The following is a 26497-nucleotide window of genomic DNA, read 5'->3' as shown; positions in this document are numbered from 1 at the left end:
TATAAACAATAAAACTATTTCACGATCACGGTTAAAAGGGGAAGGCAATGCAAGAACATTTAACAACATATGATGTCTGTGTGATCGGTGGTGGAATTAATGGCGTTGGAATTGCAAATGATGCTGCTGGGCGCGGGCTTTCAGTATTTTTATGTGAAAAAGACGATTTGGCGAGTCATACCTCTTCAGCGAGCAGTAAACTCATTCATGGTGGCTTACGTTATTTAGAGCATAAAGAATTTCGTTTAGTGCGTGAAGCATTGCTTGAACGTGAAGTGCTGCTGGCGAAAGCACCGCATATTATTCGTCCACTACGTTTTATCATGCCACATCAACCACATTTAAGACCTGCATGGTTGATTCGGACAGGCTTGTTTTTCTATGATCATTTAGGCAAAAGAGAGCAATTAGCAGGCTCAAAACATGTGAAATTTCACACAGAGAATAGCCCACTTAAAAATGAAATTAGCCAAGGTTTTGAATATTCAGATTGTGCAGTAGATGACAGTCGTTTAGTGATATTAAATGCATTACAAGCCAAAGAAAAAGGCGCAAAAATTGTAACACGTTCACGCTGTTCGGCTGTAAAAAGAGAAAATGGACTATGGAAAATAGACATTGAAAACGCAAAAGGGAGTTATAGCATCCAAGCTAAAGTTTTAGTTAATGCAACGGGGGCTTGGGTCACGCAATTTTTAGAACATATCGTCCAAGTCCAGTCTGAATATGCAATTCGTATGATTCAAGGTAGTCACATCATCGTGCCTAAAATGTACCCTGAAGATAAAGCTTTTATCATGCAAAATGATGATCAGCGCATCGTATTTGCGATTCCATATTTAGAAAAATTTACTTTAATTGGTACGACAGATCAGGAATATCATGCAGATCCGAATCGGGTTGAGATTACCCAAGATGAAATCGACTACCTGCTCAATGTCTGTAATGATCACTTTAAAAAACAACTGACACAAGCTGATATTTTGCATACATTTTCTGGTGTGCGAGCGCTCTGTGATGATGAGTCTGACCAAGCTGCCGCAGTTACACGAGACTATACCTTAACGTTAGATGATGATGTCAATCAGGCACCACTCTTGGTGATTTTTGGTGGGAAAATTACCACCTATCGTAAGTTGGCAGAAGCTGCTTTAGCAAAAATTCAACCATTTTTTAATGCGGTTGGTCAAGCATGGACTGAAAAAGCTTTGCTTCCTGGTGCTGAAAATTTACATTCAGTTGATACATTGGTGGAGCAGATTTTAGTCAAAGTTAAAGCACTTGCAAAAGAAACAGCAATGCGTTGGGCACATGCTTATGGTACACGTGTCTGGAATTTTTTAGCGCATATTAATCATGCTCAAGAATTAGGACAGGATTTTGGCTTTGGTTTATATGCGCAAGAAGTTAATTATTTGGTTGAACATGAATGGGCAATGACGAGTGAAGATATTTTAAAGCGTAGAACTAAGCTATATTTGGAGTTCAATGGCGAACAAATTCAAGCATTGGATACATATTTGATTGAACTACATGAAAGAAGGCTGCAAAAAGATGTTGCATAAGAAGAGCTTTATATTTTATTAAGTGGTTTTATTGTGAGGTGAAGGGGCGTTGTTAACACCCCTGAATTGACATTAAATTTCTGTTCCACCAAGGGCTTTACAATTAAATGCAGTATTAATTTTTACCATTGTTCCCATACCAACAGGACGTACAATGCGCCAAGGCCAAAAGCCAAAACGTTGACTTGCTGTGTAGTTAATTACAGCATTGGCTTGGTATTTGTCAGCAATTTGGTGTAAGCGTGGATACAAGTCGGTAAAGCCACCATAAGTACCTTTGCCAACTTTAATTTTTTTAATGGTTTTAAATTCTACAGACGGTGTGCCACTGAATAAGCAAAGTGATGACTGTATTGCTGATGATGTATCTTCATTTGCAAAGGCGAAGCCAGAACAAAGTGCTAGGCTGAGACTGATGAATACAACTTTTTTCATTGTGATCCCCATTAAAAATGTTGTTTGAATAATTTATAGGTGTTTCATCTATAATAAAAAAGACCGCACTTGGCGGTCTTTTATAACTTAATTGTCTAAATTAAGCAGATTTTTTAACAGCTTCTAAAAGTTCGTCTTGGCGAGCTTTAAGTGCTTTAGGTAAACGATCACCCAATTTATTGAACAATTCAGTGTGGCTTTCAAGTTCTTTGATCCATTGATCTTTGTCTTGAGAGGTTACAAGTTCAAATTGCTCTTTAGTGAAGTCAGAACCTGTCCAGTTTAATTGTTCAAATGTTGGAACACGCCCAATTGGTGTATCAACAGCAGTCGCACGACCTTCACAACGGTCAATGATCCACTCAAGAACACGCATGTTTTGACCGAAACCAGGCCATACGAAGTTACCTTCAGCATCACGGCGGAACCAGTTTACATTGTAGATCCCTGGAAGTTTGTTACCCGCAGCTTTCGCTTTAGCAGCAACTTGTTCACCAAGCTCTAACCAATGAGAGAAATAGTCAGCCATGTTGTAACCAGCAAATGGAAGCATTGCAAACGGGTCACGACGAACAATACCTTGTTGACCCACTGCAGCAGCAGTCGTTTCAGAGCCCATAGTCGCAGCTTTATAAACACCGTCAACCCAGTCAAATGCTTCTGAAATTAAAGGAACAGTGTCTGCACGACGACCGCCGAAGATGAACGCAGAAATTGGAACACCTGCTGGATTTTCCCAGTCAGCATCAATAGAAGGACATTGACCTGCTGAAACTGTGAAGCGTGCATTTGGATGAGCTGCTTTTTCTTCACCTGTATGAGGTTGACCTTTCCAGTTTGTAAGGTTTGCAGGTACTTCTTTAGAAAGACCTTCCCACCATACTTCACCGTTGTCAGTGACAGCAACGTTGGTATAAATCACATCTTTATGAAGTGTTGCCATACAGTTTGGGTTGGTTTTGGTATTTGTACCTGGTGCTACACCAAAGAAACCAGCTTCAGGGTTGATTGCATATAGACGACCGTCTTCACCTGGTTTGATCCAAGCAATGTCATCACCTACAGTTTCAATTTTCCAACCTTCATAACCTGCAGGTGGAATCAACATTGCAAAGTTGGTTTTACCACAAGCAGATGGGAATGCAGCTGCGATGTAATGTTTTTCACCTTGAGGGTTTGTTACACCCAAGATTAACATGTGTTCAGCTAACCAACCTTGTTGACGACCCATAGAAGATGCAATACGTAATGCTAAGCATTTTTTACCGAGCAATGCGTTACCGCCATAACCTGAACCAAAAGACCAGATTTCACGCGTTTCTGGGTAATGCACGATATATTTTTCAGGGTTGCAAGGCCAAGCAACATCTTTTTGACCTTCAGCAAGTGGTGCACCAACAGTGTGTACACAAGGGATGTACTCACCATCTGTACCTAGAACGTCATAAACAGCTTTGCCCATACGAGCCATTTTACGCATACTTACTGCAACATAAGGAGAGTCGGTAAGTTCAATACCGATATGCGCAATATGAGAACCTAAAGGTCCCATAGAGAAAGGAACAACGTACATCGTACGACCTTCCATTGCGCCATCAAACAAACCGTTAAGACGAGCACGCATTTCTGCAGGAGCTTCCCAGTTGTTTGTCGCACCAGCATCTTCTTGTTTTTCAGAGCAGATGTATGTACGACCTTCAACACGCGCTACGTCGGACGGATCAGAATTCGCTAAATACGAACCAGGATGTTTTTCTTGGTTCAAAGCTTGCATAGTGCCGTTCGCGATCATCAAGTCGATATAACGTTGATTTTCTTCTTCGCTTCCGTCACACCATTCAATTTTTGCAGGTTTAGTTAATTTAGCAATCTCTTCAACCCATGCAATCAGCTTGGGATGACGAACGAATTCTGGTGCGTTCACTTGGGTCATGGTGAGGCCTATCTCAAAAGTGTACAATTGTGCTGTACAAAATAAAACCTAAATGAAGGGTGCTTCATCTAGATTTAAGTATGAAAAAAAGTGGGCGTATTAAACCATATATTCATAAAAAAAATAAGACTAAAGGCGTAAAAGATACTAAATGTAATATTTTTGATAAACTAATGATTATTAATTAAATAGTGGTTTTTTTGTTGTGAAAATAATCATATCAATAAAAATAATGTATATTATTTTTTTTAGAAATGTTTTTAATTATCAATGCTTATTTATTGAAACATGATTAAGGATAATTATTGATTAAATAAATGGTGTTAATTCAAATTTTACATAAAGGTACTTTTAAACGCTTAAAAAAACATCAAAAATAAACAAGTTACTCTAAAAATAAATGAATTATGAACATTCAGTTAAGACCCCTCTCACTTATTTATAATGAAAAGTCGGGATTTCATGCTCGACATAAAGAACACTTCTATGAAGAAATGATGACGATTTGGACATTGCATGGTTTTGAAATTCAAGTTTTCGAAATTTCATCTCAACCCAATATTCAAAGTTTGATGAAGGAGGTCTTTCAGCGCCATCATCAATATGCACATCAAGGGATTATCGTTGCAGCAGGTGGCGATGGTACCTTGAATGCGGTGGCATCTCAGTTGATGCATCACGATATTCCCATGGGAATTTTACCTTTGGGAACATTTAACTATGTTGCACGGGTGTTAAATATTCCCTTAGACCTTTTAAAGGCAGCACAAGTCATTGCTACAGGGCAACCCCGTGCAGTGCATGTTGCGTGTATTAATGATCAGATTTATTTAAATAATGCCAGTTTAGGTTTATATCCGCTCTTTATTAAAAAACGCGAAATTTATAATAAAAAATGGGGGAGATTCCCTCTAAATGCTTATACTTCAGGTTTAGATGTCTTAATTCGAGATCGTAAAGAATTAAAGTTAGAAGTACAAGTGGATGGACAAAAGTATCCTGTTAAAACACCCTTAATTTTCTTTGGAAATAATCAGTTGCAATTACAAGAAATGAAATTAAAAATTGCCAAATGTGCTGAGGTTGGTTTGATTGCAGGGGTCGTGATTGCCAAAGGAGACAAAGCCACTTTATTTAAAACGTTGTTTCAAACCATACGTGGGAAATTGGAAAATGCTTCAGATGTGTATAGTTTTGGTGCACAAAAAGTCATTGTCTATTCAAAAAAGCCTAAACTTACCGTTGCATTAGATGGTGAAATTGTTGAAATGACGACGCCTTTAAAATTACATGTTGAAAAAAATGCGTTAAATATTATGGTGCCACATGTTACTTCATCTGTCTGACTTGCATTTTGGAACGGAGAGGCAAGTGTGTATTGAGGCCATACAAACATTTTGTGCCCAACATCGACCAGAAGTTATTGTGGTGAGTGGTGATCTGACTCAGCGTGCCAAGTTAAGCCAATTTTATCGTTGTAAACAATTTTTAGAATCATTAAATACGCCTTATGTAGTGATTCCAGGCAATCACGATATTCCGCTTTATCAGCTTTGGAAAAGAACTTTTCGTCCATTTACCTTGTATCAACTGTTTTTTGGCAGTTTAGAAAAAACCTTGATGACCCAGCATTTTTATATTGTGGGGCAAAATAGTATTCGTCGACGTTATCACACACGGGGACATATTTCTTTACAGCAGATTCAGAAAGTCTCTCAGTTGTTGAGTATTGCTCCACAAGATAAATTAAAAATTGTGACGACACATCAACCATTTTTTATTGAACCTACCAGTAAACATGTCAAAGACCGTCCTATTTTGGCAAGGTTGGCAGCAAAAGCATGGGGTGAGAAAGATGCTTATGCGATTTTGCATGGACATTTACATCAAGTCGCCGTACATGATTTAAATCAGATTTTTCATTTAGGACTTTCTCATCCTTTATATGATGTCATTGCGGCAACAGCAACTTCTGACCGTTTACATGGCGCACAACCCAATGGTTTTAATGTGCTACATATTGATGGCAGTTTTATGCATTATGTTTTTGATGAACGCTCAAAAAGTTTTGTCATAAAAGAAATTTAACTGCCTGTTTTGTTGTGTTTGTTTAAAAAATAAACAAAATACTTGAAATATTTTTGCATTTCCCCTTGAAGCGTTTTTTTCCATCCCCACAACAGTGTCATATCAAAATTTTGTTGATGACCTAGGAATAAGAAGTCATCTTTTCCCTACAATCAATGGCATTTTTTAAATGTCTATGGAGTTTAAAATGAGCAATATTCGTCCTTTACATGACAATGTCGTTATTCGCCGTGTTGAAAAAGAAACAAAGACTGCGGGTGGGTTAATTCTTAGTACTTCAGCAGCAGAGCAACCAGCACAAGGTGAAATCCTTGCTGTTGGTAACGGCAAAATTACAGACAATGGTGTACGTGCATTAGATGTAAAAGTAGGCGATAACGTATTGTTTGGTGCATATGCGGGTACAAAAGTAAAAGTTGATGGTGAAGAACTTCTAGTGATGAAAGAATCTGATATTTTAGCCGTATTAGAAGGTTAATTTAAATTTTTTTCTCTCTCATTCTTGATTGTAAAAAACTAACAATATTTGGAGTTAAATATGTCAGCTAAAGACGTAAAATTCGGTGATTCAGCACGTTCAAAAATGATTGCAGGTGTTAATACACTTGCTGATGCAGTAAAAGTTACTCTAGGTCCTAAAGGTCGTAATGTTGTAATTGATCGTTCTTTTGGGGCACCGCACATTACTAAAGATGGTGTCACTGTTGCTAAAGAAATTGCGTTGAAAGACAAATTTGAAAATATGGGCGCGCAATTGGTACGTGAAGTATCAAGCAAAACCAATGATATCGCAGGCGATGGTACAACAACTGCAACTGTGCTTGCGCAAGCAATTTTGAATGAAGGGATCAAGTCTGTAACTGCAGGTATGAACCCAATGGATCTTAAGCGTGGTATCGACCTTGCTGTAAAAGCTCTCGTTACCGAAATCAAAGCAACTGCTAAACCTGCTTCAGATACGAAAGCTATTGAACAAGTGGGTTCGATTTCTGCTAACTCAGATGAAACAGTAGGTAAGTTAATTGCACAAGCAATGGAACGTGTAGGTAAAGAAGGTGTCATCACTGTTGAAGAAGGTTCAGGCTTTGAAGATGCACTTGACGTTGTAGAAGGTATGCAGTTTGACCGTGGTTATATCAGCCCATACTTTGCCAACAAACAGGATACCTTAACAGCAGAACTTGAAAACCCATTCATTCTTCTTGTTGATAAAAAAGTTAGTAATATCCGTGAATTGATTACAGTTTTAGAAGCTGTTGCGAAAACAGGTAAGCCGCTTTTAATCATCGCTGAAGATGTTGAAGGCGAAGCTTTGGCAACACTTGTTGTGAATAATATGCGTGGTATTATTAAAGTATGTGCGGTTAAAGCGCCTGGTTTTGGTGATCGTCGTAAAGCAATGCTTCAAGATATCGCGATCTTAACAGGTGCGACTGTAATTTCTGAAGAAGTAGGCATGACTTTAGAACAAGCTACACTTCAAGATTTAGGTACTGCACATAAAGTTACAGTGTCTAAAGAAAATACAGTGATTGTGGATGGTGCGGGTGATGCAAATCAAATTGCTGAACGTGTGACTCAAATCCGTGCGCAAATCGAAGAATCTACTTCAGAATACGACAAAGAAAAACTTCAAGAACGTGTTGCTAAATTAGCAGGCGGTGTTGCAGTGATTAAAATTGGTGCTGCAACTGAAGTTGAAATGAAAGAGAAGAAAGACCGTGTTGACGATGCGCTTCATGCAACTCGTGCTGCGGTTGAAGAAGGTGTTGTTGCTGGTGGTGGTGTTGCACTTGTTCGCGCTGCAAAAGCCCTTGATGGTGTTACTGGTGCAAACGATGATCAAAATGTTGGGGTCAATATTTTACGCCGTGCAATTGAAGCACCTTTACGTCAAATTGTTGCAAACGCAGGTGATGAACCTTCAGTTGTGATTAATGCTGTGAAAAATGGCGAAGGTAACTTCGGTTATAATGCGGCAACTTCTGAGTATGGTGACATGCTAGAAATGGGTATTCTTGACCCCGCTAAAGTGACTCGTTCTGCGCTTGAACATGCTGCATCTGTGGCAGGTTTAATGTTGACCACTGAATGTATGATTACTGATATTCCAGAAGACAAACCAGCAATGCCTGATATGGGTGGTATGGGCGGTATGGGCGGTATGATGTAAGCTGCTCTGCGTCTGTAATGTCGAGAATCTAATTTTTAGTAGCGTAAGCTTTTGCACTTAATTCTACTTAAAATAATTTTCTTTTTAAAGAAAAAGCCTGATGTCAATCATCAGGCTTTTTTAATTGATATATTTATATTAATTTTAGATATACAAAAAACTGTATATTGTGATAAATTATTTTGAATAAATGAGAACTATATTGCTTATTTGGGTTTGTTTTTTGATTATAAGATGATATTAAGTTACTTGTTTAATGTAAAAAACTTAAACAGGTCTGACTAAACTTTTGTTATATTTAAATATATGAATTTATGAAAATATTTATAATGCTAGATAGGATTTTTTTGATGAATAGCTTGTATTTTTATCAAAATATGGTTTAAAATTGTATCAATGCAAATTTTCTTGACTAAAAATGAAAATTCAAAATAACGAAGATCACATAAGCAATGTACAACCTAGACTATTAGAGTTAGAGAAAGTTGTGATCCCCAAACAAGAGCTTCAATATTTATACTCAAAAATTAGAGAGTACGAAGTTTTAGTTAAAAACTATGAGGATCAGTTGAAAATTTTTATGGAAGGTAAAATTCATCAATCAAGTCTTTAATGATTCTTTTTTGATTTATTTTTAAACTTTTAAATTTGATGAAATAATCCAAATCTGCTGGATCAATAGCATCGGAAATATTTGATATTGGTGAATTATCTCCAAATCTAAGCCATTGACTGGATACTTTTAGCCAAATTGCTAAAAGAGCAAGTTTATCTTGGTTAGGAATAGCCTTACCTAATAACCAATTATTCGCTGATTGGACGCTAATGGGTTGTCCACTATAGCGATTATTAAATTCGTTGGCTAGAAAAGTAGGACTAATAGGATGGTTAGATTCATTTAAGGCTTGCTTTAAACGATGTGAAAATAACAGTTTTTCCTGTTGGTTGCTCATGACAATTTCGAAAATGGGAGATAGTTTAATTTTATACTTTTTTAAAGTAATGTGTTTATATATTTGTATATGTTTTGCTTGTATAAAGAATATCTTAGCAGAATTGAACATAGAAAAAATTGTTAAAAGTGTTATTAAAAACTTATATAAATAGGCTTATATATTCATGATTTTTGTTTTTTTATTATAATTATCAGCTTCTTATATCTTATTTTTTATTTGCTTAAACATTTTAAGCTAAATCAAAATCACTTGTAAGTTATGTGTAACATTCAACAACCTTATTCTTGAATTTAAATATATAAATTTTCCATGAGATTGTTTTGGTCTAGAGTCACCAATTGAATGTTTCATCTAATTAATAAATTCTTCAATGAGATGTCTACTTAAGTAAATTCTATAAAGCGTATTTGTGCCATATATTTGTTGTTATTCATTATTAACTTTATCTTAATTTTTTTCATATTATTTAATAAAAAATTAATAAAAAGACGAAAAAATCCATTTTTAAACTAACAGTTGAAAAATATAAGGTTTTTTTATACAAAATGTACATATTTTGTTTTTTTAAGTTATTGATTAATAGTTTTATTTTAAAAAAATATAGAAATAAGTATTAATTGTATTTAATTTTAATCAAATTTTGATTGATATTGTAAGTGAATTTTTTTATGATGAGCGAGTTGTCGCTAATAGCGGCTGGGTAAGACGGCGAACTTCCCGAATAACCAAGCATTCGTCTCAGTTTTGCTGGTTTACATCATCCTAGGGTAAGCCAGTCTTTTTATAAAAATTGAAGGAAATTGTATGAACTTTCAAAAAACGTTTTTAGCAGCAAGTCTTACATTAGCAGCAGTAGCAGCAAATGCTCAATGGGTTAATCCAGCTCAAAATGTATCTGGTCTTGCTAATTCGAATGGATTTGTTAATGCTCCAGTATTAGGCCAAGAGCATTTAAAACTTACTAGTACTGGCCACACAAATATTGATTTAGGTTCTGGTAAAGTCAGTGGCACAAATAATTCAAATGGTACCACTACTCGCTATGAAATTTTTAACTATAAAACTACTTCGGGTAAAGAAGTTATTAGTGTTAAAGAAGTAGGTACTGGAAAAGATTTAGGCTTTTTCTTACGTCCACAACAAAATGGTGCTGCTTTAGTTGCATATACAGGTAACGATGTTGATTTATCTACACTATCTAAAGGTGGGCAATTATCTACTGCTGATGGCAGTTCATTAACTACTGGTGATGAACTAAAAGTAGTTAATGGTGAGCATGTGATTTATGGTTATCAGGGTACAACCAATGTAGGCGGTCAAACTTTACAAGGTGACTTGATTACTCCAGATGGCACTCAATCTCCATTTAAAGGCACTTTACCTGGTAGTACGGTTAATGATACTAAATATGTGCAAACAGGTATTATAGGGAATACTGGTCCTAAAGATATTCATGGTCATGCTACAGATGCATCTAAAAATATTTATGGGGTTAGTGCTAAAGATGGTAATAATATTACTGTATTGACAGGAAATGGTATTGCTCTTGGTAATTTGGCAAATGGTGGTCAATTAAATCATGATGGTAGTGTTGTAACTGCTAATGGCGTATTAGTTGGTAAGCCGATAGCAAGTTCCACCTTAAAAAGTCGTGAATATCAAGTAGGCGGAACAACTTACCTCGAAACATTTAATGATGATAAAGGTAATGAGGTAGCATCATCTTATTATCGTGTTCAAAATGGACAATTGGTTGGTGTCGCTGCTGCTGAGGCTCAAGCCGCTATTCAAGGTGCAGCTCCAAACCGTAGCGGTACAGCAACTTCCGTAACAGGTAATTATCAAACAGCTTTAACTAAAAATACGATTACAAATCAAAATGTAACGTATAGTGAACAAACTACCATTGCTAAATCAACAAAGACAAATGCTGGTATTACAAATTCTAATGCAAATGGTACTACAGTTTTGACTAACCAATCAGCTCCAGAAATTATTTCTAGCCAAAAGCAATCTGTTTCTACAGGTGTAATTGGTAAAGAAGGTGATGATAATGTATATGGTTTAACAGTTCAGAAAGAAACTACCGAAAATGGTAAAGTTACTTCAACTGAGAAAACAACAATCACAGCTGGTGGTATTACAACAACTGGTACAATTGATGCAAAAGATTATAAAATCAACGGTGTAAGTATTGTTGATAATATTAAAACTTCGGTGGATGGTGCTGTTGCTGGTGCAACTGAAGCAATCGATAAAAAAGTTGCTCAAGTTGACGAAAAAATTGTTGAAGTTGATAAGCGTTTAACTGAATTTAATACAACTGCTAGTAATTTAAATAGCCGTGTTGATCAGTTAAATGGTCGTATCGATGATGTTGAAGAAACTGCTTACCGTGGTATTGCAATTGCGTTAGCTGCTCAACAAGCAATTCCTAATATTGGTGCAGGTCAAACTGCAGTATTTGGTGGTGTAGGTCACTATGAAGGTGAATCTGCTGGTGCACTTGGTGTAGCTACTGTATTTGCTGATGGTCGTACATCTGTAAGTGGTGCACTTGGTGTTGCTGGTGGTGGTGAAGTTGGTGGCCGTGTAGGTGTTGCTTACGTATTCGGTGGAAAATAATATTTTCTAATCGAATGAAATATAAAAAATCCTCGCTTTATGCGAGGATTTTTTATATTAATATTTAAAATATTGTTTTATAAAAATAAAATAATACACCAAGTACTAAAAATAATGGTTAGAGCAACGAATTGTGCTGCACTGCCCATGTCTTTGGCATTTTTAGACAACTCATGACGTTCTAATGAGATTCGGTCGACCACTGCTTCTAAAGCTGAATTAAATAATTCAACAATGATTGCAAGTAAGCACACCGCAACCATGACAGCTTGTTCAGCGGCATTGACTTCTAAGAAAAACGTGATCGGAATTAAAATAATATTTAACAAAAGGATTTGTCGAAAAGCAGCTTCGTGTTGAAAAGCAGCTTTGAAGCCCGCAAGTGAATAGCCTGTTGCATTTAAAATACGTTTAAAGCCTTTTGTACCTTTAAGAGGGGAATAGTCACTCATATTCTTTGTTGCGATTGGAGATTGAACGCGATTTTATAATTTTAAACTTAAAAGTGAATTAATTTTCTGAAGTTATTTGAAAAATATGGAATAAAAACTGCCCAATAGATCTATTTGGTCTATTGAGCAACTTATAAATCTGCGGTCTAAAAGCCCCCTAAGTGACTTAAACTGTCATTATGTACAGGTGCTTTATATTCTTTATTTTATTGATGGATTTTCTTTTAAATAGGCATTCAAGCTTTTACGACCTAAACCTGGATCATCAGTAAACACACCATCAACACCTGCTTTAAAGTACATTTCAAATTCTTTTGCTGCACCTGATTCACAGCGCTGTGCTGCATCTATTTCTTTTTGACTACATTTGAAGTCTTTGGCTAAGAAATGATTCTCAGGACGGAATGTATATGGATGAACTTTTAAACCAACGGCATGTGCATTTTTGACAAAGTCTGATAGTGCGGTAAATGTCTCATTGAAAATATAAGGTTTCCAAGGTCCAACGCCGTCAGCATATTCTGCCACCATTTTTAAACCTTGAGCTGTCGCCATGTCTGCATACTTGGTTTTATTGTTCTGTTCAACGAAGTCAGCAGGTTGTGTCTCTTTGTCATCATAAAGTTGAATGATTTTCGCATGTTTTAAGGTTTTATGGAGTGTAAGTTGATCTTTTAAATATTTTAAATTGCTGACTTCAAAGGATTGTAAGTAAATAGGTGCAATATCACGGGTATATTTATATTTTGCCAAAGTTTTCAGTAAAGTATCTTCCATGGCTAAATTTTGTTTTTGGAAATAAGTTGGATGTTTGGTTTCGATATATAAACCAATAATTTTTCCTGTTTTTTTATAATGAGCATCAGCTAGTTCAATAATTTGTTCTAAGGTTGGAATCGCAAATTGATCATTATATTGGGTATTTTCAGGTCGTTGTTTGGGAATACGTTCACGGGCTTTGACTTGATTAAGTTCAGCCAAAGTAAAGTCTTCGGTAAACCAACCTGTATGAGGTGTGCCATCAATCACTTTGGTTTTCTGACGATCGGCAAATTGTGCTAGGGCACTGACATTTGATGTGCCGCCTATTTCATTTTCATGGCGGGCAACCAATACACCGTCTTGGGTTGAAACTAAATCTGGTTCAATAAAATCTGCGCCATCATCAATGGCTTTTTGATAGGCTGCTAAGGTATGTTCTGGACGTAGGGCACTTGCGCCACGATGTCCCACAATAATAATTTTAGGTTCGCTATATTCGGGCTTTATTGGTGCAGATGTAGAATCATCATTGTTATCATCATTACAAGCAGTCAATGCAGCCAATAGGCTCAAACTCAGCATTGTTTTTTTAAGCATCGTATCCTCTATTTTAAAATCAGTTTAGTTCATTCAATGTGAGGTAATTTTCTTGCAAATTTATGAATTAGATTATTTTACTTACAAAAAATCATTTTTAAGCTTCTTCATATTTCCTACTTATTTGATTTTCTACACAGTTTTTCTGTTATTTATTCTTGTGTTTTTTATATAAGTCACAGAATATCCATATAGATGGAGTTAATGATCAAGACATTGCTACTTTATACAGATCTGACAAAGAACCACACTGATGCTCTCAAAATTTTTTATTCAACGACCTATTTTTGCTGGTGTACTTGCGATTATCGTGATTGCGGTAGGTATTTTTTCTGTCATAAATTTACCTGTAGAGCGCTATCCTGATATTGCGCCGCCTCGCATTACGATTTCGGCAACGTATACGGGTGCAGATGCTGAAACCGTTGAAGAAAGTGTGACTCAAGTACTTGAGCAACAGATTAAAGGAATCGACCATCTGCTGTATTTTAGTTCGAGTAGCGATTCTTCAGGGCGTGCTCGAGTTAGTCTAAGTTTTGAAAATGGCACGGATCCCGATACAGCACAAGTCCAAGTACAAAATAGCATTAATAGTGTCCTGAATCGACTTCCTGAAGAAGTGCAAAGGCAGGGGGTGAGTGTCTATAAATCACTCGGTGACACTTTTATGGTGGTCGGTCTTTATGACGCCAATCATAAAAGTAACAATATTGAACTCGGAGATTATGCTTCCAATCACATTGAACAAGAAATTGCTCGAATTGAGGGGGTGGGGGAAGTTGATGTTTTCGGTTCGTCGTATGCCATGCGTATTTGGTTAAATCCAAATTTATTACAACAATATCAACTGATGCCGAGTGATATACGCTCTGCGATTGAGGCACAAAATACGCAAGTGGCAGCAGGGGGCATTGGTGATTTACCTGTCGTGGCAGACCAATATTTAAATGCTAAAGTCACCGCAGGTTCTCGTTTAAGAACAGTCGAAGAATTTCAAAATATTGTCGTTAAATCTAATGCAAATGGCAGTTATGTCTATTTAAAAGATGTAGCACGGGTTGAGTTAGGCGCAGAAAATTACCAATCTTTTAATACCATTAATGGTTATCCCTCTTCAGGAATGGGAATTTCTTTGTCTTCGGGGGCAAATGCTTTAGCAACGTCGGCACTGATTAAGGCAGAGTTAGCAAAAATTTCTGAAAATTTACCTGATGGCTATAAGATTGTTTATCCAAGAGATAACACACCATTTGTAAAAGAATCGATTAAAGAAGTGGTTAAAACTTTGCTTGAAGCAATCGTTTTAGTCGTGATTGTAATGTTCTTATTTCTACAAAGTTGGCGAGCGACTTTGATTCCAACCATTACTGTGCCTGTGGTGGTTTTGGGTACTTTTACTGTGTTGTATTTACTTGGGATGAGTATCAATACGCTGACGCTTTTTGCCTTGGTCCTTGCCATTGGTTTGTTGGTTGATGATGCGATCGTGGTGGTTGAAAATGTCGAACGTCTAATGCATGAACAAGGCTTAGATGCCAAACAAGCCTCGATTGAATCTATGCAGGAAATTACAGGGGCTTTGATCGGGATTACCGTTGTACTAACCGCTGTTTTTATTCCAATGGCATTTTTTAGTGGTTCTACAGGAGTAATTTACCGACAATTTTCCATTACTTTGGTGGCTGCGATGAGTATTTCACTTATGGTGGCACTGATTTTAACGCCAGCCTTGTGTGCCATTATTTTAAAACCCAATGTGCAACCAGCGAAATGGGCGGTGTGGGTCAACCAAAAACTTGATCAGCTGAAGCATGTTTATATTAAATTGGTCAATAAAACCTTACAACTAAAAGCATTTATTTTGGTTATTTTTGTGGGTTTGGTTGCTGCATTTGGCTTAATTTATACACAGTTACCGACCAGTTTTATTCCAAGTGAAGACCAAGGCATCATTAGTGTCAATTTTCGACTTGCTGATGGTACACCGATGAGTCGTAGCCAAGTGGTGGGAGAAAATATTCGTCAATATTTCCTTGAACAAGAAAAGCAAAATGTCGATATTGTTTTAATGCGTTATGGTCGAAATTTTTCAGGTACAGGACAAAATTTAGGGACAGGTTTTATTGCACTTAAACATTGGGATGAACGTTCGGGAGCGGAAAATTCAGCGCAAGCCATTCGTGAACGTGCCATGAAACATTTTAAGAAAGATCCCAATGCGATTATTAATGTGAATTTACCTTCATCTGTCAGTGGTTTAGGAGATAGTGATAGTTTAGAGTTTTGGCTGCAAGATGTGGATGGTCAAGGGCGAAAATTTTTAGATCAGAAATTTGATGTGTTAAAACAAAATGCAGAACAATTTAGCAGTTTTGAAAATCTAGATAAAAAATCTAATCCTGATAAAGCAAAGTTGAAAGTCCATATAGATCAAAAATTAGCGATGGCAAATGGTCTCACTCAAACAGCCATTAATAGTACATTGGCTACGGCTTGGGGCGGTTCTTATGTTAATGATTTTATTGATCGTGGACGAATTAAACGTGTCATGATGCAAGGTGATGCCGAGTTTCGTTCAAAACCTGAAGATTTAAATAGGTGGACGGTACGAAATGCTCAAAATCAAATGATTCCATTTGGTAATTTTGCGACTATTGATTGGGAGGGAGGACCCGATGTGGTCAATCGTTTTCAAGGCTATACAGCATTACAAATGGAAGCCAATACTGCGGCAAATATCAGCTCAGGTCAGGCGATGCAAGATGTGCAAAAAATGATTGCAGCAGAAAAGGGTATTGGCATTGCATGGAGTGGTTTGTCCTATCAAGAGCAACAATCAAGCAGTCAAGCAATTTGGTTGTATCTGATTTCAATTGGTTTTATTTTCCTTTGTTTGGCTGCTTTATATGAAAGTTGGTCGATTCCAACCGCAGTCCTTGCGGCAATTCCGCTTGGGATTGGGGGAAATATTATTTTCAGTACTTTGGCGGGTTTTCCAAATGATATCTATTTCCAAATCGCATTGCTCACCACCATTGGTTTGTCATGTAAAAATGCAATTTTGATTGTGGAATTTGCAGCCTTGGCACAGGAGAAAGGCAAAAGTATTGTTGAGGCCGCAATAGAAGGCGCAGGGTTACGGTTACGCCCGATTTTAATGACTTCTTTGGCTTTTGGTGCAGGGGTCATTCCTTTGGTCTTGGCGTTTGGAGCGGGCGCTGCTAGCCGTCAAGAAATTGGTGTAAGTGTTTTAGGTGGTGTAATTTTTGGGACAGTTTTGGTGCTGATCTTTATTCCCTTTATGTATGTCATGGTGCGCTCAATGTTTAAACCAAAGTCACAATTCTAGGCTTTGGCATGAGTGTAAAAATCGCAAGTTAAAACTTTTATATTTTTAACCTAAAAATCGTCATTCATGTGGCGATTTTTGAGTTTGCTGCACTAAAAATGAGCTAAATTTGCTTTATGGAAACTGCTCATTTTATGATGTAGTAAAAAACGGGTGTGATATTGATGCAATTATCTTCTCAACTTATTTTAGACTTAGAACAAGCCATTCAAAATCACCAAATTGAGGAGATTAAGCGTTTAATTACCCAAGTTAATCGTGCCGATTTGGCAGATTTATTGGCAAATTTAACATTAGATAAGCAATTAAAATTAATTGAATATTTACCGCATGCCGCTTATGTTTTTGAGTTTTTAAGCTTAACAGAACAACTTGAAATTGCACTGCGGTTACCTAAAGTCCAATTGGTACAACTGATTACAGAGATGCATTCAGATGACAGTACTGATTTATTTAAAATCTTGCCGCTAAAGTTACAACATGACGTCTATGCACAATTAACGACTGAAAAACAAAAACAAATTAAACAGCTTGCTCAATATGCTGAGGAATCAGCAGGGGCAATCATGAGTTCAGATTTTGTGATGTTATCATCTGATTTGACCATGACTGAAGCCATTGTACAACTGAGGTTGCAAGCGGCTGACCGTGAAACTTTATATTTAATTTATATTGTCGATCATGACTTGAAATTATTGGGCGTGGTGTCTTTACGTGAAATTATTTTAGCCGATCCTCATCAGATACTTGGTGAAATGATGACCACAGATTTGGTGGTGGGCTATGTAGATGAAGACCAAGAAAGCATTGCACAAAAACTCAGCCATTATGATTTTATTGCTTTACCTATTATTGATGCAGAACAGCATTTATTAGGCATTGTCACTTATGATGATGCAATGGACATCGTACAAGAAGAAATGACGGAGGACTTTTTGAAGTCGAGTGCTGTCAGTAGTACACCAAATTTCAGCTTAAAAACTGCACCGATTTTATTTCTTTATAAAAAACGTGTGTTTTGGTTGGTCATTTTGGTTTTTGGTAGTCTATTGTCTGGCATTGGTATTGCACATTTTGAAGATATTATTGCTGCAAATATTGTTTTGGTGTTCTTTTTACCTTTATTGGTCGGCAGTGGCGGGAATGCAGGTTCTCAGTCAGCGACACTGATGGTGCGTGCTTTGGCAATGGGAGATGTGCAGTTAAAAGACTGGCTCCAGTTGATTGGTCGGGAAAGCTTAGTGGCACTGTGCTTAGGGGGCACTATGGCATGTGCCGTATCGATTTTAGGGTATTTTCGTGGTGATGCCATGGTTGCTTTGGTCTTGGCACTGAGTATGATGGGCATTGTATTATTGGGCTGCCTCATTGGTATGAGTTTGCCTTTTATTCTAAATCGTTTGAAGCTTGACCCAGCAAGTGCTTCTGCACCTTTGGTGACTTCCATTTGTGATGCAACAGGTGTGATTGTGTATTTATTTATTGCTTCAATTTTTTTAGGTCAAGTTGCGGCGTAAATTTTAAAACACACCTCATATCGAATATAAATCTATACACAACATGCTGAATTTATTGGCTATCATACTTTTAATAAAAGTCTAAATTGGATTATTTCCCAAGATGAGTACACAAAAAAAATTATCGACTCAAGAAGTGATTCGACTAGAGCGTGACTTGGCAAAATTTGCCAATATGATGGATTCGGTGGTTCGAATTCCATTTACCAAACAAGGCGTTGGTGCAGATGCTGCATTAAGCACAATTCCTGTGGCGGGCGATGTCGCAGGTTTTGTTTTAACTTGTTATGCTGTGTATAAAGCTAAACAACTAGGTGTACCACAGTCAAAACTTAATGGCGTGATGAAGCTGGCCGTCATGGATGCAGTGGTTGGTTTTGTGCCTGTCGTGGGTACTGTGTTTGATATTTTTATTCGCCCAAGTCGTAAAGCTTTAGATGTGGTTCATGAACATATTCAAACAGAATATCAAATAAAAACTGAAGATCATGTGATTCATCCATTTTTACATGAACGTTTAGAGCAAAAACAACAGCATTCAGCTTTTTGGCGTAATCCTGTGGTGGCATGGTTGTGGCTGCATATTCCAGACCTTTTAGGTGCAATCGTTTTAGTTATGATTGGTATGGCAATGTGGTTGGGGCTGATGTGGTTATGGGATGTGTATCAAACTTGGTAAAATGATCTCCAAATACATCCTTGGTGTGAGTTACAAATGTCTTTGATTCTAAAATAAATATTTTGGATGTGATCAATAAATGTGGTTAATATACAGCATTTATTTTAAAGGGACTTTTTGATGAAAAATAAGCTATTCACTCTGTCATTATTTGCATGTATGGGATTACAAGGCGTTTATGCTGTTGACGAAGTAAATCAAAAAAATTCGATGATTGGTGAAGGTGAAAAAGTGATTCACTCTAATACAATGGGTTATATTGCAGGGAAAGCATACAATTATCATGATCATACATGGGAAAATGAGCAATATCGTATCGTTAGGAAAAATAATGAAATGCTTGGTGCTTATATTATTGATCAAGTCGGAGGGAATGGTGAAAGATTAGGTATTTTGTATATGAGTAAATATTTAAAGGATATTCAATTGGCAAAAAGCATAATTAAAAAAGGTACCATTGAATATACGCATTTTTATTTGCTGTGTAATAAAGAATTTAAGAAAAATAATCAATTAAAAAACAAATATTATGAAAATGAAAACTTTAAAAGTGCTATTTTTGATGAGACTATGTCTACAGAAATTACGCCAAGCTATGCACAATATCGAGATTTTAATTTAATTTGTAAACATACGTATATAGATAAAACCAATCAGATTTAAAACCTAAAGAAGGTCTTTTAAAAAGACCTTCTTTATGAATAGAAAATAAAAAATTAAGGCAAGTTGAGTTGGCGTAAAGCAGCAACACGTTGCTCAATACTCGGATGCGTTTGGAACAATGCAGCTAAACTGAAACCTTGTTCCTTACCTTCCGCAATCGCAAAAGCTTTCATTTCTTTTGGCATTTGGTCAGGCATTTCTGATTCAGCTTGTAAACGTAACAACGCAGAAATCATCGCTTCTTTACCTGCTAAACGTGCACCTGCTTCATCAGCACGATATTCACGATGACGAGAGAACCACATCACGATGGCAGAAGCTAAAATACCAAACACAATATCTAATACAATAGAAATAATGAAATATGCCATACCCGGTGCTTCACCATCTTCACGACCAAAGACATTACGGTCAATAAAGTCACCGACCACACGTGCAAAGAACATGACGAACGCATTCACAACACCTTGAATCAGCGATAAGGTGACCATGTCACCATTGGCAACGTGACCAATCTCATGAGCAAGTACTGCACGTAGCTCATCTTTATTCATGCGTTCAAGCAAACCTGTCGATACAGAAACGAGCGCATCGTTTTTGTTCCAACCTGTTGCAAAGGCATTCGATTGATAAGATGGGAAGATCCCGACATCAGGCATTTTAATACCCGCGTGTTGAGAAAGTTGAGCAACCTCTTGGACTAACCATGCTTCAGCTTGGTTACGAGGTGCATTAGGATCAATTAATTCTGTACCTGTTGTTTTTAACGCCATCCATTTAGACATGAACAGTGAGATGAGAGAGCCCACCATACCAAAGACAAAACAGATGACCAATAGGTTACCTAAGTTGAGGCCGCCAGCGCCGTGGTAACTGCCAACACCTAAAACTGATAGGATAATGCCAGCTACAACCAGTACCGCGAGGTTGGTAAGCAGAAACAAACCAATCCGCATCATCGAAAAAATCCTCTTAATAATAAAATAGTTTGATCTATAAATGATAAATCTATCAAGGAATATGAGGATAATTATGTGAAAATTCAAGAAGAATTGAAAAAAACCATGTTGATAATTTTATATTGATTTTGTTATGGGTAGAGTCAAGCCAAAAAAATAGCCAAAATAAATCGACTATTTTTATGCATTCTCTTGATGAGAGAATGGGGTTTATTTTTAGATTATTTATTTAAGACATCACTTTAGAATATTTTTTTAATTGGAAATGTAGATTTTAGCCGTTGCACTGGCATTGTTGGTGGTATACGTGCCAGCTGGTGCATCTGTAAAACTATTACCACTTGCGACAATAATTTGCCGCTGTGAATATTGAGGTTTAGTCACTGTAGTATTTTCATTTGACGTATTGTAGTTATTTGACTGGGCAATGACTTGGGGTTGTGATGTACTTGTCGTACTGTTCGTTGTATTGCTTGAGCTTAAACCTACGCCATTCGCATATAAATTACTGTAACGGCTTGATACACGTCTTACATAATCTTGGGTTTCACGAAACGGTGGGACATCGCCATATTTTTGCACATTGCCTTCACCTGCATTGTAGCCTGCCAACGCCAAACGAGTACTATTATTAAAACGTTTGAGTAGCCATGCCAGATATTTGGCACCTGCCATAATGTTTTGCTGTGGATCATAAGGATTATTCACATTAAAACGGCGTGCTGTAGCAGGCATCAGTTGCATTAAGCCTTGAGCACCCACAGGGGAGCGTGCGTAAGGATTAAAACCTGATTCAGTATGAATAACCGCTTTAATTAATCCTTCAGAAACGCCATGGGTTGCTGCTGCTTGTCGAATGATATGGTCATAGGTATTTTTGTTGCGGCTGTAACTTGGTAATACCGATGCTTCAGATTTGCCCCAATTGCTATAACTATGAATATTACTGTCTGGATAATAGGTCACTTTTACTTTTTGTAGTGAGCGATCTGAGCTTTGTTTATTGGTGAGTAAGGTGCTGCCTTGTTCATCTTTATAGATATACATTTGCCCTGCAAAACTCGGCGTAGTCCAGAGTGTAACATTTAAGCAAGCGACATAGCATAAAACCGATGTACGGATAAAATTATTCATTTTAATATTATATTTGTCCCCAATATGCTTGGAGTGTAGCAAAATTCGATACAGAGTAAAACTGTGAATTGTTTTTTATCAATACAAATAGAAAAAATCAAGCACTAACTGTTGTGCATTTGAACAAAAAAAAATTTAATTTTTTTTTAATTCAGATTGCTTGACTATCATAAACAGTTGAAAAATATAAATAAAAAACATTGGTTAAAAAATAACCAATCTAAAGAGAACGCCCATCACCGCGGTCATATCGTGTGTCAAGCCCTGAACAATCCACAATTTTATCCACAGCTTTTGTGGAAAACTGTGGAAAAGTTTAAAAGATAAACACTTAGTCGATTATTTATACGCAACAGGCTATTTTAAATGCTGCTATGCGACAACAAAATGACAAATACACATCAGGACAAAAAAACAAAAATCTTTAGATGTCATATGTCGACAAATCAGCTAAAATTGCGCAGTATTTTTTTATGGGTAATTTGCCTCTATGTACTCGCCAGTTGAGTCCGAACAAGGATTTAATTTCAAACCAGAACTTCCTACAAGTTCAGCGTATTATCGTTTGTTAAAAAAACTTCGTCGTCAGGTTGGTCACGCCATTCGTGATTTTAAAATGATCGAAGAAGGTGACAAAGTGATGGTCTGTGTCTCTGGCGGTAAGGACAGTTACACATTACTTGATATTTTGTTGCAGTTTAAACGCATCGCACCGATTAATTTTGATGTCGTTGCCGTAAACCTTGATCAAAAGCAACCAGGTTTCCCTGAAGACGTGTTGCCACGTTATATGGAAGAAAACAACATTCCATATTATATTTTGGAAAAAGATACCTATAGCATTACTAAACGTTTAACGCCTGAAGGTAAAACGTACTGTGCAGTATGTTCACGTTTGCGCCGTGGTTCATTATATGGTTTTGCACAAGAAATTGGTGCAACCAAGGTGGCTTTGGGGCATCATCGTGATGATATTTTAGCCACTTTCTTTTTAAACTTATTTCATGGTGGTAGCTTAAAAGCAATGCCACCTAAATTATTGTCTTCAGATAAAAAGAATATCTTAATTCGTCCACTTGCGTACGTGGAAGAAAAAGACATTATTAAATATGCTGAAATGCGTAAGTTCCCAATTATTCCATGTAACTTATGTGGTTCACAGGAAAACTTACAACGTGCGATTTTAAATGATATGTTGCGTGATTGGGACAAACAGTATCCGAAACGTTTACATAGTATTTTTGGTGCTTTACAGAATGTTTCACCATCGCAATTGGCAGATCGTGATTTATTTGATTTTGAAAAATTAGATGAAGAACGTGAGTTTGATCTGAAATGCGATACTGAAGAAGCGAAAAAACGTTTAGATGTTGTAAATTTAAGTTTCGCAGCTGATTGAGCATTTTTACTATTTAAATGAACAAATCAGACATTTATATTGATATGAGTGTCTGATTCTTAAATATAAAACGATAAAATCAATCAAAATAGAATAACCAGTACAAAAAACTTTAGCCTAAATTGAAATTATCGTGTTATAACCTTTAGCAAGCGAAAAGCTTCATGATGTTGTTCGGATAGACAACACAATAAATGAATAAATATTTTTGAGGAATGAACATGCCTGCATTTTTAACTGATGATTGGTTTGCAACTGTAGAAAAACTAACTGCTGAAGCGGGTGATCTTAATTTACCACCAGCATTGTCTGGTTTGGCAATTAACCTCGTAGTTGCAGATGCAGCTGGAAATACTGAGCTTGCACTTGATGGCGGTAAGATCGTAAAAGGAACTTCGCCAAATGCAAAAACAACTTTGAATATGGATGCAGAAACCTTACGTAAAGTATTCCTAGAATTTGATATGGCTGCTGCAATGCAAGCATTCATGACAGGTAAAATTAAAGTAACAGGTGATATGTCGCAATTGATGGCATTACAAACTGCTAAGCCAAGCCAAGAGCAAAAAGATTTATTTAAGAAAGTACTTGAGCAAACCGTTTAAGTGCATTTTTGAAAAAAGAGCTTACATCAATGTAAGCTCTTTTTTTCTGCGTTATTACCCAGCTCAGATCGTCATTAAAGCAGGGGTATTTTTAATATGTTCTAAATAGGCACGAATACGTGTGACATATTGAACAGCTTGTTTGTAGCGACTATTACGTGTTTGATTCTTATTTAAAAATTCATACATATTGATCCAATCATTTGGGTCTTTACCTTGAGATTTTAAACGTTTCTGAATCGAATCCACAGCACCTGGCCCCATATTATAGGCGACCAACGCATACCAGTGACGATCAGGGTTCTGGATATAGTGATAACGCGTTAACATTTGATTAAAGTACTTCGCACCACCTTGAATACTTTGAGTGGGGTCTGTACGGTTAGATACCCCCATAGCACGTGCAGTTGAATTGGTTAACATCATTAAACCACGGACACCTGTGGGAGAAACAGAGTCTGGTTTTAGGTAAGATTCTTGATAACCAATGGCAGCGAGTAAATGCCAATCCATATCGTATTGCTGTGCAGTTTTTTTGAAACTGGCTTTATAAATCGGTAAGCGTTGCTTTAAATCACGCTGAATGACATTCCAATCATTTTGCTTCACCACATTGCGGTTATAAAAAGAAGCCAAATGTTGAATAGCACCATTTTGTTTGCTTTGACAGACGAAACCACTTGCAGCTTCAGTAAGTGGGTCATCTGCGTGTTTAAATACCCAATTAATTTCAGGATTTAACCCATTTTTTTGCAAACTGTTCAAATCACCACAGGTGGCAGAAAATGAAGTCAATTTCTTGGCTTCAATACGTTCCAATGTTGCAGTCGTAATAGCGAAATTCGCTTTACCTTGTGCAACTATTTTCAATGCTGTTGCATTGTCTGAAACAGTTTTAAAATTGAGTTTTACATTTAAATTTTGCGCATAGTTATGTGCTAAATCATAGCCAAAACCGTGTTGGTATGGACCTTCGTTAAAGACAATTGTTGGTGTAGATACGGCGACAACAGTTAGAGTGTTGGTATTGACAACAGCATTGTATTGATTGGTTTTTGTTGCATTAATGGTATGAAATGGAACAAAAACACTTGCGAGTACTAAAGCTTTCAGTGGGAGTGTGGAAAAAAAAGAATCGAAGTTTAACCTCGACCCAGATGTTGAATTACTGTGCATGTTGTCTCCGCTACAAGCAATTTATGCCCAAAAAGCCGTAGCAAAAAGCTACTCAAACTTTTTAAAGTTGATAAATTCGATAAGGGTGGGCAGGCATGGACGTCATTCAAAAAATGACATTTGGGAAATAAAAAACTTTATGGAAAAACCATAAAGTATAAAAAATAGACAATCTAAAACATGTGCGAATAATAAAGTTGAAAATTTGAAATGTCAAATTTTGTACTAAAAATATTTATTTTATGTGACATAATCTACTGATTTAATTGGTAAAAAAGTTTTATAATATTTTTATGTGTAGAAAATGTGCATTTTTCATTTAAAAATGTTGAGATTATCAGCTGAAATAATAGGGCGAAATCATGAAATCAAACCTAATTACACGCGCTGGACACGATCAATTGGTGGCTGAATTGCAGCATTTATGGCACGAAGAACGTCCAGAAATTACCAAAAAAGTGAATTGGGCTGCAAGTCTCGGTGATCGTAGTGAAAATGCAGATTATCAATATAATAAACAAATACTTAGGAAAATTGATCGGCGTGTACGATATTTAGGTAAGCGTTTGGAAGAACTACGCATTATTGATTTTTCTCCTGAGCAAGAAGGTAAGGTTTATTTTGGTGCATGGGTCGAAATTGAAAATGAGGCAGGGGAACAAAAAAAAATTAGAATTGTTGGTGTTGATGAAATTTACGATCATCATCCACAAAATATTTCTGTTGATTCACCGATGGCACGTGCTTTGTTGTCGAAAGAAGTAGATGATGAGATCGAAGTACTGACACCATTGGGTAAAAAAACTTGGTTTATTAATAAAATTGAATATGAAAAGCCTGAAAATTCATCAAATTAATGATTTTTGATTTTATTTTGTACATTTAAATGCATTTTGATAGAAAAACATTTGCCAAAATTAATTTTTATTTATATGATAGCCGCCATTGGAAGCGTGGCAGAGCGGTTTAATGCACCGGTCTTGAAAACCGACGAGGGTGTGAGTCCTCCGTGAGTTCGAATCTCACCGCTTCCGCCAAATATCTAAATAAGCCCTTGTTTTTACAAGGGCTTATTTTTTGTCTGTAGTTTTACCCCACAACCTACCCCTCATCAAATTTTGGATTGGATTGGCTATTTTTAGCTGTATTTAGAAGACTAAGGAATGCAGTTTAAAAAACTGTATTTAAATCTAACTATATTCTTATTCAAACGATTCTTAATTCTAAATATTTTCACTATCCATTTGCTTAGCTTGCTTGACGCTCTATAACGTGCAGATTATCCTTAGCCTGCTGACCTACATCGTCAGCGGGTTTTGGCAGACCCATTAACAAAGACAATATGCGAAATCTCATTTTGCATGTTGTGGACCCGTTCGTCCCCCTTTCTTTGCGGTAGGGCGGAGGGGGGACGCGCTTGCGCGTGCTGG

Annotated in this window: 21 protein-coding genes and 1 tRNA gene; 14 read left to right on the top strand and 8 right to left on the bottom strand. The window is 36.7% G+C overall.

Annotated elements, in window-relative coordinates; all coding sequences use genetic code 11:
- Positions 1–47: 47 nt before the first annotated feature.
- Positions 48–1565 (top strand): glycerol-3-phosphate dehydrogenase, encoded by a 1518-nt coding sequence (gene glpD, locus HX129_RS05650; protein WP_130074912.1) that lies wholly within the window; start codon positions 48–50, stop codon positions 1563–1565.
- Positions 1566–1637: 72 nt separating this feature from the next.
- Here glpD and HX129_RS05645 read toward each other — a convergent pair whose 3' ends face one another.
- Both HX129_RS05645 and HX129_RS05640 read right to left on the bottom strand, forming a co-directional pair.
- Positions 1638–2000, bottom strand: a complete 363-nt coding sequence (locus HX129_RS05645; RefSeq protein WP_174492221.1) for a hypothetical protein — start codon at positions 1998–2000, stop codon at positions 1638–1640.
- A 100-nt stretch (positions 2001–2100) separates the two neighbouring features.
- Positions 2101–3933 carry a phosphoenolpyruvate carboxykinase (GTP) gene (locus HX129_RS05640; RefSeq protein WP_174492222.1) on the bottom strand — a complete coding sequence of 611 codons (1833 nt, stop codon included), beginning with the start codon at positions 3931–3933 and terminating at the stop codon, positions 2101–2103.
- 407 nt (positions 3934–4340) lie between these two features.
- On the opposite strand from HX129_RS05640, the gene HX129_RS05635 reads away from it, so the two are divergent.
- The 4 genes from HX129_RS05635 to groL all read left to right on the top strand — a co-directional run bounded on the left by HX129_RS05635 (position 4341) and on the right by groL (position 8194).
- Positions 4341–5279: a diacylglycerol/lipid kinase family protein gene (locus HX129_RS05635; protein WP_286434026.1), complete on the top strand. Its 939-nt coding sequence runs from the start codon at positions 4341–4343 to the stop codon at positions 5277–5279.
- Positions 5260–6021: a metallophosphoesterase family protein gene (locus HX129_RS05630; RefSeq protein WP_180045301.1), complete on the top strand. Its 762-nt coding sequence runs from the start codon at positions 5260–5262 to the stop codon at positions 6019–6021. The genes HX129_RS05635 and HX129_RS05630 overlap by 20 nt, the downstream gene beginning before the upstream one ends.
- Positions 6022–6208: 187 nt before the next feature.
- Complete coding sequence (locus HX129_RS05625; RefSeq protein ID WP_130074908.1) at positions 6209–6499, top strand: co-chaperone GroES; 291 nt, start codon at positions 6209–6211, stop codon at positions 6497–6499.
- 60 nt (positions 6500–6559) lie between these two features.
- Positions 6560–8194 carry a chaperonin GroEL gene (gene groL / locus HX129_RS05620; RefSeq protein WP_286434024.1) on the top strand — a complete coding sequence of 545 codons (1635 nt, stop codon included), beginning with the start codon at positions 6560–6562 and terminating at the stop codon, positions 8192–8194.
- Between the two features lie 578 nt (positions 8195–8772).
- On the opposite strand, the gene HX129_RS05615 is transcribed toward groL, so the two are convergent.
- A complete protein-coding gene (locus tag HX129_RS05615; protein ID WP_286434022.1) occupies positions 8773–9147 on the bottom strand; it encodes a hypothetical protein in 375 nt (124 codons plus the stop codon).
- 807 nt (positions 9148–9954) lie between these two features.
- Between HX129_RS05615 and HX129_RS05610 the strand changes: the two genes are divergently transcribed.
- Complete coding sequence (locus HX129_RS05610) at positions 9955–11775, top strand: YadA-like family protein (RefSeq protein WP_286434021.1); 1821 nt, start codon at positions 9955–9957, stop codon at positions 11773–11775.
- A gap of 77 nt (positions 11776–11852) precedes the next feature.
- Here HX129_RS05610 and HX129_RS05605 read toward each other — a convergent pair whose 3' ends face one another.
- Together HX129_RS05605 and HX129_RS05600 are read right to left on the bottom strand one after the other, a co-directional pair.
- The gene (locus HX129_RS05605) at positions 11853–12227 is read right to left on the bottom strand and encodes a diacylglycerol kinase (RefSeq protein WP_180045300.1); all 375 of its coding nucleotides are present in this window, start codon (positions 12225–12227) and stop codon (positions 11853–11855) included.
- Between the two features lie 201 nt (positions 12228–12428).
- Positions 12429–13586 (bottom strand): glycerophosphodiester phosphodiesterase, encoded by a 1158-nt coding sequence (locus HX129_RS05600; RefSeq protein ID WP_286434019.1) that lies wholly within the window; start codon positions 13584–13586, stop codon positions 12429–12431.
- 253 nt (positions 13587–13839) lie between these two features.
- Here HX129_RS05600 and HX129_RS05595 point away from each other — a divergent pair, with 253 nt between their 5' ends.
- From HX129_RS05595 to HX129_RS05580, 4 genes are all read left to right on the top strand, one after another.
- Positions 13840–16935 carry a multidrug efflux RND transporter permease subunit gene (locus HX129_RS05595; protein ID WP_174492228.1) on the top strand — a complete coding sequence of 1032 codons (3096 nt, stop codon included), beginning with the start codon at positions 13840–13842 and terminating at the stop codon, positions 16933–16935.
- A 164-nt stretch (positions 16936–17099) separates the two neighbouring features.
- Positions 17100–18452, top strand: a complete 1353-nt coding sequence (mgtE, locus tag HX129_RS05590; RefSeq protein ID WP_286434018.1) for a magnesium transporter — start codon at positions 17100–17102, stop codon at positions 18450–18452.
- Between the two features lie 103 nt (positions 18453–18555).
- Entirely contained in the window at positions 18556–19131 is a 576-nt protein-coding gene (locus tag HX129_RS05585; RefSeq protein WP_130074901.1) for a DUF4112 domain-containing protein, read from the top strand.
- 120 nt (positions 19132–19251) lie between these two features.
- Positions 19252–19794, top strand: coding sequence for a hypothetical protein (locus HX129_RS05580; RefSeq protein ID WP_286434016.1), 543 nt, complete (start codon positions 19252–19254; stop codon positions 19792–19794).
- Between the two features lie 53 nt (positions 19795–19847).
- Here the strand turns inward: HX129_RS05580 and htpX are convergent, their stop codons facing one another.
- Both htpX and HX129_RS05570 read right to left on the bottom strand, forming a co-directional pair.
- Positions 19848–20753: a protease HtpX gene (htpX, locus tag HX129_RS05575; RefSeq protein ID WP_130074899.1), complete on the bottom strand. Its 906-nt coding sequence runs from the start codon at positions 20751–20753 to the stop codon at positions 19848–19850.
- A gap of 255 nt (positions 20754–21008) precedes the next feature.
- Entirely contained in the window at positions 21009–21887 is an 879-nt protein-coding gene (locus HX129_RS05570; protein WP_286434014.1) for a lytic transglycosylase domain-containing protein, read from the bottom strand.
- A gap of 490 nt (positions 21888–22377) precedes the next feature.
- On the opposite strand from HX129_RS05570, the gene ttcA reads away from it, so the two are divergent.
- Positions 22378–23286, top strand: coding sequence for a tRNA 2-thiocytidine(32) synthetase TtcA (ttcA, locus tag HX129_RS05565; protein WP_130074897.1), 909 nt, complete (start codon positions 22378–22380; stop codon positions 23284–23286).
- Between the two features lie 221 nt (positions 23287–23507).
- A complete protein-coding gene (locus HX129_RS05560; protein WP_286434013.1) occupies positions 23508–23891 on the top strand; it encodes an SCP2 sterol-binding domain-containing protein in 384 nt (127 codons plus the stop codon).
- A 63-nt stretch (positions 23892–23954) separates the two neighbouring features.
- On the opposite strand, the gene HX129_RS05555 is transcribed toward HX129_RS05560, so the two are convergent.
- Complete coding sequence (locus HX129_RS05555) at positions 23955–25067, bottom strand: MltF family protein (RefSeq protein WP_286434011.1); 1113 nt, start codon at positions 25065–25067, stop codon at positions 23955–23957.
- A 362-nt stretch (positions 25068–25429) separates the two neighbouring features.
- Here HX129_RS05555 and greB point away from each other — a divergent pair, with 362 nt between their 5' ends.
- Together greB and HX129_RS05545 are read left to right on the top strand one after the other, a co-directional pair.
- A complete protein-coding gene (greB, locus tag HX129_RS05550) occupies positions 25430–25924 on the top strand; it encodes a transcription elongation factor GreB (protein ID WP_286434010.1) in 495 nt (164 codons plus the stop codon).
- Positions 25925–26014: 90 nt separating this feature from the next.
- A tRNA-Ser gene (locus HX129_RS05545) sits at positions 26015–26104 on the top strand.
- The last annotated feature ends 393 nt before the right edge of the window (positions 26105–26497 follow it).

It is taken from the genome of Acinetobacter sp. 251-1, from assembly GCF_030329305.1.
GTDB lineage: Bacteria > Pseudomonadota > Gammaproteobacteria > Pseudomonadales > Moraxellaceae > Acinetobacter > Acinetobacter piscicola_A.
The sequence above is the reverse complement of the archived record's forward strand: the minus strand, read 5'-3'. Positions and strand labels throughout refer to the sequence as shown.

What these genes read in the sequence shown, in the direction of transcription:
- HX129_RS05645 (WP_174492221.1), bottom strand. Translation starts at nt 2,000, where the DNA reads ATGAAAAAAGTTGTATTCATCAGTCTCAGCCTAGCACTTTGTTCTGGC.
- HX129_RS05625 (WP_130074908.1), top strand. Translation starts at nt 6,209, where the DNA reads ATGAGCAATATTCGTCCTTTACATGACAATGTCGTTATTCGCCGTGTT.
- HX129_RS05560 (WP_286434013.1), top strand. Translation starts at nt 23,508, where the DNA reads ATGCCTGCATTTTTAACTGATGATTGGTTTGCAACTGTAGAAAAACTA.
- glpD (WP_130074912.1), top strand. Translation starts at nt 48, where the DNA reads ATGCAAGAACATTTAACAACATATGATGTCTGTGTGATCGGTGGTGGA.
- greB (WP_286434010.1), top strand. Translation starts at nt 25,430, where the DNA reads ATGAAATCAAACCTAATTACACGCGCTGGACACGATCAATTGGTGGCT.
- HX129_RS05600 (WP_286434019.1), bottom strand. Translation starts at nt 13,586, where the DNA reads ATGCTTAAAAAAACAATGCTGAGTTTGAGCCTATTGGCTGCATTGACT.
- HX129_RS05610 (WP_286434021.1), top strand. Translation starts at nt 9,955, where the DNA reads ATGAACTTTCAAAAAACGTTTTTAGCAGCAAGTCTTACATTAGCAGCA.
- HX129_RS05580 (WP_286434016.1), top strand. Translation starts at nt 19,252, where the DNA reads ATGAAAAATAAGCTATTCACTCTGTCATTATTTGCATGTATGGGATTA.
- HX129_RS05595 (WP_174492228.1), top strand. Translation starts at nt 13,840, where the DNA reads ATGCTCTCAAAATTTTTTATTCAACGACCTATTTTTGCTGGTGTACTT.
- HX129_RS05570 (WP_286434014.1), bottom strand. Translation starts at nt 21,887, where the DNA reads ATGAATAATTTTATCCGTACATCGGTTTTATGCTATGTCGCTTGCTTA.
- HX129_RS05555 (WP_286434011.1), bottom strand. Translation starts at nt 25,067, where the DNA reads ATGCACAGTAATTCAACATCTGGGTCGAGGTTAAACTTCGATTCTTTT.
- HX129_RS05585 (WP_130074901.1), top strand. Translation starts at nt 18,556, where the DNA reads ATGAGTACACAAAAAAAATTATCGACTCAAGAAGTGATTCGACTAGAG.
- groL (WP_286434024.1), top strand. Translation starts at nt 6,560, where the DNA reads ATGTCAGCTAAAGACGTAAAATTCGGTGATTCAGCACGTTCAAAAATG.
- htpX (WP_130074899.1), bottom strand. Translation starts at nt 20,753, where the DNA reads ATGATGCGGATTGGTTTGTTTCTGCTTACCAACCTCGCGGTACTGGTT.
- mgtE (WP_286434018.1), top strand. Translation starts at nt 17,100, where the DNA reads ATGCAATTATCTTCTCAACTTATTTTAGACTTAGAACAAGCCATTCAA.
- HX129_RS05605 (WP_180045300.1), bottom strand. Translation starts at nt 12,227, where the DNA reads ATGAGTGACTATTCCCCTCTTAAAGGTACAAAAGGCTTTAAACGTATT.
- HX129_RS05635 (WP_286434026.1), top strand. Translation starts at nt 4,341, where the DNA reads ATGAACATTCAGTTAAGACCCCTCTCACTTATTTATAATGAAAAGTCG.
- ttcA (WP_130074897.1), top strand. Translation starts at nt 22,378, where the DNA reads ATGTACTCGCCAGTTGAGTCCGAACAAGGATTTAATTTCAAACCAGAA.
- HX129_RS05615 (WP_286434022.1), bottom strand. Translation starts at nt 9,147, where the DNA reads ATGAGCAACCAACAGGAAAAACTGTTATTTTCACATCGTTTAAAGCAA.
- HX129_RS05640 (WP_174492222.1), bottom strand. Translation starts at nt 3,933, where the DNA reads ATGACCCAAGTGAACGCACCAGAATTCGTTCGTCATCCCAAGCTGATT.
- HX129_RS05630 (WP_180045301.1), top strand. Translation starts at nt 5,260, where the DNA reads ATGTTACTTCATCTGTCTGACTTGCATTTTGGAACGGAGAGGCAAGTG.